Here is a 14088-nt window from a genome sequence, read left to right as displayed (position 1 = left end):
GGACAACCCGAATGAAATGGTGGGATCGGAAAATTGCCGTAATAGGGCTAGGCTATGTGGGCCTGCCTCTTGCCGTTGAGTTCGGCAAGCAAAGATCTGTATTGGGCTTCGACATAAACGTAGCCCGCATCGAAGAATTGCGCAGCGGGCATGACAATACGTTAGAAGTATCTTCCGAGGAATTGGCGCAAGCGCACCATCTTCAGTACTCCAACAGTGAAGTAGATTTGTGCGATTGCCAGATATTTATTGTTACCGTTCCCACGCCCATAGATCGCGCCAATCGCCCAGATATGACTTCGCTGATCGAGGCTAGCAAAATAATTGGCCGCCGGATGCAAATCGGCTCAGCCGTAATATACGAATCCACCGTGTATCCTGGTGCCACAGAAGAAATATGCGTTCCAGTGTTAGAAGAATCTTCTGGATTAAAATTCAATCAGGATTTTTTTTGTGGCTATAGCCCCGAGCGCATCAACCCTGGAGACAAAATAAACACTCTCACCAAAATCAAGAAAATAACGAGTGGCAGCACTCCGGAGGTGAGCAACGAAATAGATGCACTTTATCAAACCATCATTAAAGCAGGAACTCACAAGGCATCTAGCATCAAGATAGCCGAAGCTGCCAAGGTAATAGAAAACACGCAGAGAGATCTCAACATTGCACTTATAAATGAGTTGTCGGTGATTTTTTCGCGTCTAGATATTGATACACTTGATGTACTCGAGGCAGCGGGCAGCAAATGGAATTTCCTGCCTTTTCGTCCTGGATTGGTGGGAGGACACTGTATCGGCGTGGACCCGTACTACCTCACACACAAAGCCGAACAGGTCGGGTATCGCCCTCAAGTCATTCTTGCCGGCCGTCGGATCAACGACAACATGGCCCGCTACGTCGCTCGTAACACCATCAAGCTCATGCTCAAAAATGGTATGGACGTGCCGCGCTGTCGCGTAGGCGTGATGGGCATGACGTTCAAAGAAAACTGTCCCGATATCCGCAACAGCAAGGTTATTGATATGGTGCGTGAGTTCGAATCCTGGGGAGTAGAAGTGCGTGTGGCTGACCCATGGGCAAATGCGGATGCAATGCACAATGAACACAAGCTGAAATTAGAAACAATTGATGCTAATAATCCGGTGGATGCACTGGTGGTGGCGGTGGGTCATACCGAGTACAGGCAGGCCAAACTCGCAGAGTTGCGAGCGGCCTGCCGTAGTGAAAATCCCGTGCTTGCCGATGTAAAAAGCTTGTATGACCGGCATGCAGCCAAGGCTGCAGGATTCACGGTCTTCAGGCTGTAAGCGCCTCCGTATGCATTTCGACTCAGCTATCAACCGCAAGATCCGCTTCGCCCTAGTGGGGTGTGGCCGGATTTCCAAGAACCATTTCGACTCCATACGCCAGCACACCGGCCAAGCCGAATTGGTGGACCTCTGCGACACAAATCCTGTAGCCCTGCTGCAGGCTGTCCAGACCACCGGCGCTGCCGGGCACGCCAGCCTCACGGCACTGCTTCAGAAAACTACGGCCGACTGCGTCATCCTGACCACGCCAAGCGGCACGCATCCTCAGCAAGCAGTGGAAGTGGCCCGCGCCGGGCGCCACGTGCTCAGCGAGAAGCCCATGGCCACCAAATGGGAGGACGGCCTGCGCATGGTGCGCGCCTGCGAGGAGGCCGGCGTGCACCTCTTCGTCGTCAAGCAGAACCGCAAGAACGCCACGCTGCAGTTGCTCAAGCAGGCCGTGAGCCAGAAGCGCTTCGGACAGATCTATATGGTGACCCTCAACGTCTTCTGGCAACGCCCCCAGGCGGGCTACTACGACCAGGCCAAGTGGCGCGGCACTTGGGAGCTTGACGGTGGTGCCTTCATGAATCAGGCCAGCCACTACGTGGATCTACTTGAGTGGCTGATCGGCCCCATCGATTCCCTGCATGCTTATACGGCTACTCTGGCGCGTGACATTGAGGCCGAAGACAGCGGCGTGCTCAGCGTGCGATGGCGCAACGGCGCCCTGGGCTCGCTCAATTGCACCATGCTGACCTACCCAAAGAACCTCGAAGGCTCTATCACTATCTTGGGCGAGAAGGGCACGGTGCGCGTGGGCGGCGTGGCCGTCAATGAGATCCAGGAGTGGCAGTTCGCCGACAGCCGTCCCGAGGATGAGCAGATCAAGGCGGCCAGCTATCAGACCACCAGCGTCTATGGCTTCGGCCACCCCCTGTACTACGACAACGTGATCAAGACCCTGCGCGGCGAGGCCGAGGCCGACGTCGACGGCCGCGAAGGCCTGAAGTCGCTGGAAGTACTAATCGCCGCCTACCGTTCGGCGCGCGATGGCGTGCGCGTAGGCTTGCCACTGGAGTTGTGATGGATGCGAACTACACGGTCCACCCCTCGGCCATAGTCGACGAAGGTGCGCAGATCGGCGAAGGTAGCCGTGTCTGGCACTGGGCACACATCTGCAGCGGCGCACGCATCGGCCGCGCCTGCTCATTCGGCCAGAATGTTTTTGTTGGCAACGACGTGATCATTGGTGACAACGTCAAAGTCCAGAACAATGTCAGTGTCTACGACGCGGTAACGCTGGAAGACGACGTGTTCTGCGGCCCCAGCATGGTATTCACCAACGTCTACAACCCGCGCAGCGCAGTGATCCGCAAGGACGATTACCGCCGCACCCTAGTCCGGCGCGGCGCGACGCTGGGGGCCAATTCAACAATAGTCTGCGGCGTGACCGTCGGCGAGTATGCCTTCGTCGGTGCAGGCGCCGTAGTCAACCACGATGTGCCCGACTACGCACTTATGGTGGGTGTGCCTGCGCGCCAGATCGGCTGGATGAGCCAGCACGGCGAACGGCTGAATCTGCCACTGAACGGAAATGCCGAGACCGCCTGCAAGCAGACCGGCAAGCGCTACGAGCTGCGCGACGGCCTCTGCCGGCTCGTGGGCTGAACACAGAACAGAGACCAAATGGAATTCATCGACCTCAAGAGCCAATACCAGATGCTCAAACCCCAGATCGACGCCGCGATCCAGCGCGTGCTGGACCACGGCCAGTTCATCCTCGGCCCCGAAGTGGCCGAGTTGGAAGAGAAGCTGGTCGCCTACACGGGTGCGAAGTACTGCATCAGTGTGGCCAACGGCACGGATGCGCTGCAGATCGCGCTGATGGCGCTGGGCGTGGGGCCGGGTGACGAAGTCATCACCCCCGGCTTCACCTACATCGCCACCGCCGAGACCGTGGTCTTGCTAGGCGCCAAGCCGGTCTACGTGGATGTCGACGCACGCACCTACAACCTCAATCCTGCCCTGCTGGAGGCGGCCATCACGCCACGTACCAAGGCCATCATCCCGGTCAGTCTGTACGGCCAGTGCGCGGACTTCGACGCCATCAACGCCGTCGCGGCGCGCCGCGGCGTCACCGTCATTGAGGATGCGGCGCAGAGCTTCGGCGCGAGCTACAAGGGCCGCAAGAGCTGCAACCTCAGCACAATCGCCTGCGCGAGCTTCTTCCCGAGCAAGCCCCTGGGCTGCTACGGAGACGGCGGCGCCATCTTCACGAGCGACGACGAGCTGGCCAAGGTCATCCGCCAGATCGCGCGTCACGGCCAGGATCGCCGCTACCACCACGTGCGTGTCGGCGTGAACAGCCGCCTGGACACGATCCAGGCGGCGATCCTGCTACCCAAGCTGGCGGTGCTGGACGAAGAGCTCGTGCTGCGCCAGGAGGCGGCGGGCCGCTATGCACGCCTACTGGGCGAGGCGGGCATCGACACCACGCCCTGGATCGAGCCGCACAACATCAGCGCCTGGGCCCAGTACACCATCCGCGCCCCCGGGCGCGACGCGGTGCAGGAGCGTCTGAGCAAGGCCGGCATCCCGACGGCCGTGCACTACCCGATCCCGCTGAACAAGCAGCCGGCGGTGGCGCAGCCCGACGCGAAGCTGCCGGTGGGCGACGCGGTGTCCGCGCAGGTCGTCAGTCTGCCCATGCATCCCAGCCTGTTGCTGGAGGATCAGCAGCGGGTGGCGAATGCCCTGCGGGACGCTTGACGGTCCGCTCGGGCTGTCCGGATCCATCCTCACGTGAGCGCTCCTGCCTATCGTCCGGACATCGACGGCCTGCGAGCGCTGGCCGTCCTGAGCGTCCTCGTCTACCACGCTAATCCGCAGCTGCTGTCCGGCGGGTTTCTTGGGGTTGATATTTTTTTCGTCATCTCCGGCTACCTCATCTCGTTGATCGTGTTTCGCGAGCTGGCGCGCGGCGAGTTCAGCTTCGCCTACTTCTATGCGCGGCGCATCCGCCGGCTGTTCCCGGCGCTGATCGCGGTGTTCCTGGCCTGCCTGGTCTTCGGCGGCTACGCGCTCTTCGCCGAGGAGTACCAGCGTCTGGGGCGGCACGCGCTGGCGGCGATCTCGTTCCTGCTGAATTTCCTGCTCATGCGAGAGGCGGGGTATTTCGACGTGGTGTCCGATGCGAAGCCGCTGCTGCATCTCTGGTCCCTGTCGGTCGAGGAGCAGTTCTACCTGGTGTGGCCCGTGCTGCTGGTGCTGGCGGCGCGCGTGCGCCTGCAGGTGGGCCTCCTGCTGGGCGTCGCGGTCGTCGGCTCCTTCCTGTTTGCGCTGCATCTGGGCGAGATCCGGCTGGATGCGCTGTACTTCCATCCGCTGGCCCGCTTCTGGGAACTGCTGTTCGGGGCGGGGCTGGCCTATGCTCACCATCGCTTCGGCGCGGACGTGCTGCCGGCCCGTATGGACCGGGTCTGGGTCCGGCATCTGCTGTCGCTGGCGGGGCTGATCGCCGTCTGTGCGGCCATGCTGACGTTTGACGGCAAGACGCAGCATCCGGGCCTACCCGCGTTGCTGCCTTTGCTGGGTGCAGTAGCGTTGATCGCTAGCGGCCCCGTCGCGATGGGCAACCGGCTGCTGGCTTTCAAACCGATGGTCTGGGTCGGCCTGATCAGCTATCCGCTCTACCTCTGGCATTGGCCGGTGCTGTCCTATCTGCGCATCATGGAGTCCGGGGCGCCGTCGCTGCTCATGCTCTGGAGCGGGGCGGGCGCTGTCGTGCTGCTGGCGTGGGCGACGTACCGGTTCATCGAGCGCCCCATCCGCCACGCACCGAAAGGCCGTGCGGCCGTGACGGCGCTGGCCTCGGGCATGGCCCTGCTCCTCGTCGTCGCGGGCGTGGTGTGGCAGACCGGCGGGCTGCCCGGGCGCGACAGCGTGCGTCACGCGGCGGATACCTCCGCCCTGATGAAGCGCGAGCCGGCGACGGACGAGCCGTGCCGTCGCGGCTTTGCGCAGAACGCGGCGCCCGTCTATTGCCGTGTGAATGCCTCGCAGGACCGCATCGTGGCGGTGTTAGGCGACTCCCATGCGCATGCGCTGTACCCGGGCATCGCCGAACAGGCCACCGCGTGGGGTTACGGGGCGATGCTGCTGGCCAACTCCGGATGCCCGCCCCTGAGCGGCACCACCTGGGGCCGCAACGAGGCCGAGAAGAAGGCCTGCGCCGCCGGCATCGAAAAGATCCTGAAGGCTGTCGAGGAGGACAGCCGCATCGTCGCCGTGGTGCTGGCCACGCGCGGGCCCCAGTACATCGACGGCACCGGATTCGGACCAGTGGAGGCGCACTACAACTATCCGCCGCTGGCTGCCTGGGGCGCAGGCGCGGCCGGCGGTGACAGCGACGATCCGGCCGAGGTGTTCGCGCGGGGGCTGGGCAACACGGTCCAGCGGCTGGCGCGCCGCAAGGTCCCGCTGGTCTATCTGCTGCAGGTGCCCGAGCTGGGCGTGCCCGCGCACAACTGCATCGACCGGCCGCTGACCGTGACGGGCCGGCATCCCGGCTGCGTGGTCGCGCGGTCCGTCTACGAGGACCGGATGCGGGTGTACCGCCAGCGCGTGGCCCGGGTGGCCGCACGCATGCCCGCGCTCGGCGTGGTCGATCCCCTGCCTGTCTTTTGCGACGCCGCGCAATGCACGGGCATGCGCGAGGGGCGTCTGCTCTATGCCGACGACAACCACGTCAGCCTGGTCGGCGCCGGCAAGCTGGCGCCCCTGGTCTTCGAGAAACTGCGAGGCCTGGGGCTGACGCAGAACCCGCGGACGCTTTAGTCCGCAGGCTCGGCGCATCACATCCAGGCGACACCCCATGACCACAGGTGCTTTCTTCCGCTCGACCCGCGTCGTGCTGCTCGGCATGGTGATCGCCCAGGCGATCCCCTTGCTGGGCTCGCTGGTGATCGCGCGGCTCTATGTGCCGGCGGAGTTCGGCGCCTTTTCCACCTGGCTGGGTGTGGTGATGACGGCGTCCGTCCTGGTCACGGGCCGGCTCGAGATGGCCCTGGTGATCGAAGCCGACGGCGAGCCCCGCCGGTTCGCCATGGCGGCGACGCTGGCGACGATCTGCAGCGCGGCGGCCGTGCTCTTCGTGCTCGTGCTCTGCGCCTACTTGGTCATGCCCGACACCCGTCACTTCACGCCGGGGCTGGCGCTGGCCTTTCTGCCGGCGACCTTGCTGATGGCCGTGGCCCAGACCTGGCAGTCCTGGGCGGCGGCCGAAGGGCTGTACCGTGAGCTGTCCTGGATACGCATCGCGCAGGCGCTGGGCGTGACCGGTGTGCAGGTGCTGGTGGGCTGGCTGGCGCCGAGCGCCCTGGGACTAGCGCTGGGGAATGCCCTGGGCGTGCTGCTGGGGGTGGTCGCCGCCGCGTTCATAATGCCCCTGTCTCTGCGCGCCTTCCTGCCCTGGGCTGGCTTCCGCACGAAGCTGCGGGCCTTCTGGGTCCAGCACAGGCGCTTCCCCCTGTTCGCCCTGCCTGCCGACTTCATCAACACGGCCGCCGGACAACTGCCCCTGTTCTTCATCACCAGCAAGTTCGGCTCGGAAGCCAGCGGGCTCTACGCGCTGTCCGTGCGTATCCTGGGCGGGCCCATCAGCCTGCTAGGCACGGCCGTGCTGGATGTGTTCAAGCGCAGCGCGGCGACGAGCTACCGCAAGCTGGGCCATTGCCGGGACGATTACCTGCGCACCTTCCGGGTGCTGGCGGCGCTGGGTGTGGTGCTGGCCCTGGGCGTGATCGTCGTGGCCGAGCCGTTCTTCGCCTGGGCCTTCGGCGAAACCTGGCGCCAGGCCGGCGTGATCGCGGTGTGGCTGATGCCCATGTTCGCCCTGCGCTTCGTGGCGAGTCCGTTAAGCTATGTCTTCTATATCGCCGGGGGGCAGCGGGTCGACCTAGCGTGGCAGTGCGGTCTGCTGGGCATGACGGTGCTCGCGTTCATGGCGGGGCTGGATTTTGAGTCCTCGGTCAAGGCCTACGCCGCGGGCTATGCGGGCATGTATGTCATTTATCTGCTTCTGTCGTATCGCTATAGCAAGGGTGGCTGTGCATGATCGTTGTGATTGACTATGCGGTGGGGAATCTGGCGGCCGTCGCCAATATGTTCAAGCGCCTGGGCGTGGCCTGTGAGATTACGGCCGATGTCGAGAAGATCCGGCGCGCCGACAAGATCGTGCTGCCGGGCAACGGCGCCTTTGACGCCTGCATGCAGGGCCTGCGTGCCACCGGCCTGATCCCAGTGCTCGAGGAACGTGTGCTGCAGCAGAATACGCCCTTGCTGGGCATCTGCGTTGGCGCTCAGATGCTGGGCCATGGCAGCGAGGAGGGCTCCGAAGCAGGCCTGGGCTGGGTGGACATGCAGGTGCGGCGCTTTCCCGACCTGCCGGGCCTGCTGGTCCCGCACATGGGCTGGTGTCCTGTCGGGCGCGCGGACGCGACGGCACCTATCCTGCAGTCGCTGGACGCGGAGGCACGGTTCTATTTCGTGCACAGCTACTACATGCAGGTGGCCCGCGCGCAGGACGTGCTGCTGACCGCGCACTACGGGCTCGATTTCGCCGCGGCCGTGCAGGTCGACAACATCACCGGCGTGCAATTCCACCCCGAAAAGAGCCACCGCTACGGCAAGCAGTTGCTGGGACAGTTCGCGGGAGGTGCGCGATGACCCTTGTGCGAGTGATACCCTGTCTGCTCTTGCGTGGCCATGGCCTGGTCAAGACGCGTAAATTCAAGGACCCGGTCTATCTGGGTGATCCGGTCAATGCTGTGCGCATCTTCAACGAGAAGGAAGTCGATGAGCTCGTGATCTTGGACATCGACGCCTCTCGGGAGGGGCGGGAGCCGGATTACGAGGTCATCGCCGAGATCGCGGGCGAGTGCTTCATGCCGGTCGCCTACGGTGGTGGCGTCAGGACGCTGGAGCAGGCGCGGCGGCTGATCCGCTGCGGCGTGGAGAAGGTCGTCGTCAACACGTCCGCCACGGAGTCATATGACGTGATCCACGAGACGGCGCAGGTGTTTGGCCGCCAGGCCGTAGTTGGCGCCATCGACGTGAAGAAGACCCTGCTGGGGGGCTACCGCGTGGTGGCCAAGTCTGCTTCAGTCGAGGCCCGCGTGCCGCTGGACGAGCATGTCCAGGCCCTGGTCGCGGCGGGCGCTGGCGAGATCTTTCTCAACAGCGTGGACCGGGACGGCATGATGGAAGGCTACGATCTGCCGCTGATCCGCCGCGTGGCGCAGCAGGTCAACGTTCCCGTCATGGCGTGCGGCGGGGCGGGAACTGTGGAGCATCTAGCGGCCGCGGTGCACGAGGGCGGTGCATCGGCGGTGGCCGCCGGCAGCATGTTCGTGTTCCATGGGCGTCTGCGCGCTGTGCTGATCAACTACCCGCAAGGCCTGGATCTGCAGCGATAAGATCGCTGCCGCACACGAAACGATAACAGTAGACCCCATTAATAGTTCCGTGAAACCTCATCAGATCTGCACGCGTTGCGTGATGGATACCTCCGATACCCACATCTCTTTCGACGCCGACGGGGTATGCAGCCATTGCCACGAATTCGAGGAGCAGACCCGCAAGGGCTGGTTCCCGAACGAGGAGGGCAAAGTCAAACTGGGGCAGATGATCGACCAGATGCGCGCGCGCGGCCGCGGCAAGGAATACGATTGCATTCTGGGTCTGAGCGGTGGCATCGACAGTTCCTACATGGCCCTGAAGATCAAGGACTGGGGGTTGCGCCCGCTGGTTGTGCACGTAGACGCCGGGTGGAACAGCGAGCTGGCGGTCGGCAACATCGAGAAGATCGTCAAGCACTGCAACTACGACCTGCACACGCACGTGGTCGACTGGGAGGACATGCGCAATCTGCAGCTGGCCTATCTTCGCGCTGGAATTCCGAATCAAGACGTTCCGCAGGACCATATTTTCTTCTCGAGTCTGTATCACTTCGCGATCGACAACGATATCCGCCATATCCTGTCCGGTGGAAATATTGCGACCGAGGGGGTCATGGCGGATAGCTGGCTTGAGGGCAGTGCCATGGATTCCATCAACCTGAAGGCCATCTACCGGCACCATGGCGAAGGCAAGCTGCGTTCCTACAAAACCATCAGCTTCCTCGAGTACTATGTCTACTATCCGCTGATCAAAAAGATGCGGACCTTTCGCCCACTGAACTTCATCCCATACAACAAGAGGATGGCGGCGGACGAGCTGCGCGCTGCCATCGGCTGGCGCGACTACGGGCGCAAGCACGGCGAGTCGTTGTTCACCAAGGTGTTTCAGAACGACTATCTCGTGCGCAAGTACGGCTATGACAAACGCAAGCCACATCTGGCCAGCCTGATCGTCTCGGGCCAGATGACGCGTGACGAGGCGCTGGCGGAGTTGGAAGACCCGCTTTATGACCCGGAAGAGCGCGAGCTCGATCTGGATTTCTTCTGCAAGAAGCTGCGCATCACGCGGGCCGATTACGAAGGTTTTATCAACGGCCCCAAGGGCAGCTATCACGACTACGCCAATTGGGAGGGGCGCTACAGGCTGCTCAAGAAGATCCAGTCCGTGGCCGAGCGTGTGCGTGGCAAGCGGATCAATGTGTATTCGTGACCGCGCACATGAAGATCGCACATCTGACGTCGGCGCATCCGCGTGATGACATCCGCATATTCACTAAGGAATGCCGCAGTCTGGCCGCTGCAGGCCATGATTTGATGCTGGTTGTCGCGGACGGCCTCGGGCCGGAAGTCCGCGACGGCGTCAGGATCCTGGACGTGGGGCGCGCGCGCGGGCGCTTCGACCGTATGTTCCGTGTCACCCGGCGCATGCAGGCGCAGGCGCTGGCGCTCGAGGCCGACGTCTACCATTTCCACGACCCGGAGCTGCTGCCGGTCGGCGGGGCCATGCGGCGAGCGGGCAAGCGCGTGGTGTTCGATGCGCATGAAGATGTCCCGAAGCAACTGCTCGGCAAGCACTACCTGGGGCCGATTACCAAAAGCGTGTTGTCGTTCGTGTTCGCCGTATATGAGCGCCTGGCCTGCCGCAGGCTGGACGGGATCATCACGGCCACGCCTAATATCCGGGACAAGTTCCTGCGAATCAACGGGAACACGATCGACATCAACAACTTCCCCATGATCGGGGAGCTGGAAGGCAACATCGGCTGGGATCGCAAGGCCGACGAGGTCTGCTATGTCGGCGGCATCGCGGCCATCCGTGGTATTCGGGAGGTGGTCGCGGCGATGGCCGTGACGCATCCGCGGATCCGGCTCAATCTGGTTGGCGGCTTTGCCGAGGCGGATGTGGAGCAGGAAGTCGGCGCGACACCCGGCTGGCAGCAGGTGAACGCGCTGGGGGTGCGGGACCGTGTCGGCGTGCGGGACGTGCTGGCGCGCTCCAGGGCGGGCATTGTGACTTTCCTGCCGGTTCCCAACCACGTTGACGCGCAGCCCAACAAGATGTTCGAGTACATGTCGGCCGGCGTACCCGTGATCGCGTCGCATTTCCCGCTCTGGCGCGAGATCGTGGAAGGCAACGACTGCGGCCTGTGCGTGGATCCGCAGGATCCCGCGGCCATCGCGGGCGCGGTCAACCGTCTGGTGGACGATTCGGCGCTGGCGCAGCGCCTGGGCGAGAATGGCCGCCGCGCGGTGATGGAGCGCTACAACTGGGCGGCCGAGGAAAAGAAGCTCCTCGCCTTTTACGAACGACTGCAGGGGCGGATGGCATGCGAAAAATCGTGACGGTGATCGGGGCGCGTCCCCAGTTCATCAAGGCGAGCGCTGTTTCGCGGGCGCTGCATTCTTCCGGGCGGCTGGCGGAGGTGCTGATCCATACGGGGCAGCACTTTGACAGCAATATGTCCGAAGTGTTCTTCTCGGAGCTGGCAATGCCGACGCCTAAGTACAACCTGGGTGTGCACGGGGGACAGCATGGCGCCATGACCGGGCAGATGTTGGAAGGCATCGAGCGGATCCTGATAGACGAGAATCCGGACGCCGTGCTGGTCTACGGTGACACGAACTCCACCCTGGCGGGGACGCTGGCGGCCGTCAAGCTGCATATCCCCGTGGCGCATGTGGAGGCCGGCTTGCGTAGCTTCAATATGCGCATGCCCGAGGAGATCAACCGTATCCTGACCGATCGCATCTCGACATGGCTGTTTACGCCGACCGTTGCGGCGGTTAAGCACTTACGCTCCGAGGGCGTCGCCTCCGACAAGATCATTGCTGTGGGTGACGTCATGTACGACGTGGCACTTCACTTCAGCTCGCAAGTGGCCGAGACGGGCGGGGCCCTATCCCGCTTGGGGCTGTCATCCGGCAGGTATGTTTTGGCAACAGTGCATCGCGCCGAGAACACGGGTGATGCCGCACGGCTAGAGGTGATCGTGGCCGCGCTGTCCGACGCGGCCCGGAAACTACCGATGGTCTGGCCGTTGCATCCCCGCACCCGCGGTGTGTTGCAGCGCCACGATCTGCTGGACAAGCTCGCGGCGTCCGGCGTGCGTCTGATCGAGCCTGTGGGCTACCTCGAGATGGTGCAACTGGAGAAGTATGCGGCGCTGGTGGTGACCGACTCCGGCGGCGTACAGAAAGAAGCCTATTTCTTCCAAGTCCCTTGCGTGACGATGCGCGATGAGACGGAGTGGGTTGAGCTGGTCGAGGCCGGTTGGAACCGGCTGGCGCCGCCAGACGATCCAGAAACGGTAACGGCCGCAATCCTCGATGCGTTGGGCACGCGCGGACGGGAGGTGTCGCCCTACGGTAGCGGTGACGCTGCGGATAAGATTGTGGCGAGATTGACCGCAGATCTCGGGAACTGACGATGCGCCGCGCACCGTGGCGGTGTAACGCGGATGATGCGGCTCCGTCTGCAATCCAGGTTTTGTGTATTGATCGACCGGGTAGGCTCTATGTGTGGAATTTTTGGTGTCATTTCCTCCTCGCCGGTGCGCGAGGAAGAGCTAAATGTGCTGGTCAAGCATGCACAGCAGCGCGGCCGGGATTCCAGCGGGCTGGTGACCTTTGTCAACGACAGCTACCAAGTCTATCGCGCCGACTATACGATCACCCGTCTGCTCAAGGAGGTCCGGCCACGGGCTAGCCACCTCGTGTTGGGGCACAGCCGGCTGATCACCAATGGCCTGGGCGACAACCAGCCCGTCGTGCGCGACGGTGTGGCCGTTGTGCACAACGGCATCGTGGTGAATGACGAGGCCATCTGGGCCGAGATCGGCAAGGAACGGACCCTGCAGATCGACACCGAGATCATCGCGGGCATTGCAGCCGCGCACCTGGAATCGGGCGGCGTGCTGGAGCAGCTGCCGGCGCGCATCCTGGGCCTGTGCCGCGGCGTCGTGGCCTGTACCCTCATCATGCCCCGTCTGGGCAAACTCTGTCTGTTCTCGAACAACGGCAGCCTGTATGTCGGTCGCAAGGGTGATACGACCTTCTTCGCTTCGGAGCGTTATCCACTGACCGTCATCGGCTGCGGCGACATCGATCAGGTTCGCGAGGCAGTATTTGTCGATATCCCCGCATCGCAGGCAGCGCTGGATATCTCCGATCGCAAGGAGCGCAAGACCGACCTGATTCCGGCGCTGTCGCTGTCCGGGGCAGCAGAAGAGGAAAGCCTGCTCGGCTACCGCAGATACGAGGGGCGTCGCTGCACCAAGTGCCTGCTGACCGAGACCATGCCCTTCATCAGCTTTGAAGCCGACGGTGTCTGCAATTATTGCCGGCATTACAAGCCGCGCAACAAGCCGCGACCGAAGGAGGAACTGTTCAAGCTGGTCGAGTCCTATCGCCGCGCGCACGGCGACGATTGCCTGGTTCCGTTTTCGGGCGGCCGTGACAGCTGCTTCGGTCTGCACCTGATCGTGAAGGAGCTGCAGATGAAGCCCATCACCTACACCTACGACTGGGGCATGGTGACGGACCTGGGGCGGCGCAACATCAGCCGCATGTGCGCCGAGCTCGGTGTCGAGAACATCATCGTCGCCGACGACATTACCAAGAAGCGGGAGTACATCGCAAAGAACCTGCGTGCCTGGCTCACATCCCCCCACTTGGGCATGATCAGCATCCTGACGGCTGGCGACAAGCATTTCTTCCGCCATATCGAGACCATCAAGAGGCAGACGGGCATCAGCCTGAACCTTTGGGGCATCAACCCCTTGGAAGTGACGCACTTCAAGGCAGGATTCCTTGGCGTGCCACCCGACTTCGAAGAGAAACGCGTCTATTCACATGGCGCAATGAAGCAACTTCGCTACCAGTTTTTGCGACTGCGGGCGATGCTGCTGAGTCCAGGCTACTTCAACAACTCTTTGTGGGACACGTTATCCGGAGAGTACTACCGCAGCTTCACCAAAAAAACCGATTACCACCATATCTTTGACTACTGGCGCTGGGACGAAAAGCAGATCGACGATACCCTGGCCGGCTATGACTGGGAAAAGGCACCTGACACCAAAACCACTTGGCGAATCGGCGACGGAACGGCGGCTTTTTACAACTATGTCTACTACACGGTCGCCGGCTTCACCGAGCACGACACCTTCCGCAGCAATCAGATCCGCGAGGGCGATCTAACACGTGCTGAGGCACTGGAGATGGTCCAAGAGGAAAACATGCCGCGCTATCCCAACATCAAGTGGTATCTGGACGCCCTGGGCATGGACTTCAAAGAAGTCATTCGGGTCGTGAACGAGATCCCGAAACTGTATTGAGTCACC

At 62.6% G+C, this 14088-nt stretch carries 12 protein-coding genes; all 12 read left to right on the top strand.

Going from position 1 to position 14088, the window contains the following annotated elements:
- The first annotated feature begins 11 nt into the window (after positions 1-11).
- The 12 genes from N4G42_RS07955 to N4G42_RS07900 all read left to right on the top strand — a co-directional run bounded on the left by N4G42_RS07955 (position 12) and on the right by N4G42_RS07900 (position 14082).
- A complete protein-coding gene (locus tag N4G42_RS07955; RefSeq protein WP_260666800.1) occupies positions 12-1307 on the top strand; it encodes a nucleotide sugar dehydrogenase in 1296 nt (431 codons plus the stop codon).
- Between the two features lie 10 nt (positions 1308-1317).
- Positions 1318-2376 (top strand): Gfo/Idh/MocA family protein, encoded by a 1059-nt coding sequence (locus N4G42_RS07950; RefSeq protein ID WP_260666799.1) that lies wholly within the window; start codon positions 1318-1320, stop codon positions 2374-2376.
- A complete protein-coding gene (locus N4G42_RS07945) occupies positions 2376-2960 on the top strand; it encodes an acyltransferase (RefSeq protein WP_260666798.1) in 585 nt (194 codons plus the stop codon). The genes N4G42_RS07950 and N4G42_RS07945 overlap by 1 nt, the downstream gene beginning before the upstream one ends.
- 18 nt (positions 2961-2978) lie before the next feature.
- Complete coding sequence (locus N4G42_RS07940) at positions 2979-4061, top strand: DegT/DnrJ/EryC1/StrS aminotransferase family protein (protein WP_260666797.1); 1083 nt, start codon at positions 2979-2981, stop codon at positions 4059-4061.
- 33 nt (positions 4062-4094) lie between these two features.
- Positions 4095-6128: an acyltransferase family protein gene (locus N4G42_RS07935; RefSeq protein ID WP_260666796.1), complete on the top strand. Its 2034-nt coding sequence runs from the start codon at positions 4095-4097 to the stop codon at positions 6126-6128.
- 37 nt (positions 6129-6165) lie between these two features.
- Positions 6166-7407 (top strand): oligosaccharide flippase family protein, encoded by a 1242-nt coding sequence (locus N4G42_RS07930; protein WP_260666795.1) that lies wholly within the window; start codon positions 6166-6168, stop codon positions 7405-7407.
- A complete protein-coding gene (gene hisH, locus N4G42_RS07925; protein ID WP_260666794.1) occupies positions 7404-8018 on the top strand; it encodes an imidazole glycerol phosphate synthase subunit HisH in 615 nt (204 codons plus the stop codon). Before N4G42_RS07930 ends, hisH begins: the two co-directional genes overlap by 4 nt.
- 11 nt (positions 8019-8029) lie before the next feature.
- Positions 8030-8767, top strand: coding sequence for an AglZ/HisF2 family acetamidino modification protein (locus N4G42_RS07920; protein ID WP_260666793.1), 738 nt, complete (start codon positions 8030-8032; stop codon positions 8765-8767).
- A gap of 49 nt (positions 8768-8816) precedes the next feature.
- Positions 8817-9959, top strand: a complete 1143-nt coding sequence (locus N4G42_RS07915; RefSeq protein ID WP_260666792.1) for an N-acetyl sugar amidotransferase — start codon at positions 8817-8819, stop codon at positions 9957-9959.
- A gap of 8 nt (positions 9960-9967) precedes the next feature.
- Positions 9968-11092, top strand: coding sequence for a glycosyltransferase family 4 protein (locus N4G42_RS07910; RefSeq protein WP_260666791.1), 1125 nt, complete (start codon positions 9968-9970; stop codon positions 11090-11092).
- A complete protein-coding gene (gene wecB, locus N4G42_RS07905) occupies positions 11077-12174 on the top strand; it encodes a non-hydrolyzing UDP-N-acetylglucosamine 2-epimerase (protein WP_260666790.1) in 1098 nt (365 codons plus the stop codon). The genes N4G42_RS07910 and wecB overlap by 16 nt, the downstream gene beginning before the upstream one ends.
- Before the next feature lie 69 nt (positions 12175-12243).
- The gene (locus tag N4G42_RS07900) at positions 12244-14082 is read left to right on the top strand and encodes a glucosamine 6-phosphate synthetase (RefSeq protein ID WP_260666789.1); all 1839 of its coding nucleotides are present in this window, start codon (positions 12244-12246) and stop codon (positions 14080-14082) included.
- Positions 14083-14088: the final 6 nt, after the last annotated feature.

Origin of the sequence: Acidovorax sp. K2F, assembly GCF_025246485.1 — a bacterium.
GTDB lineage: Bacteria > Pseudomonadota > Gammaproteobacteria > Burkholderiales > Burkholderiaceae_C > Acidovorax > Acidovorax delafieldii.
This window is presented reverse-complemented; position numbering and strand designations above follow the sequence as displayed.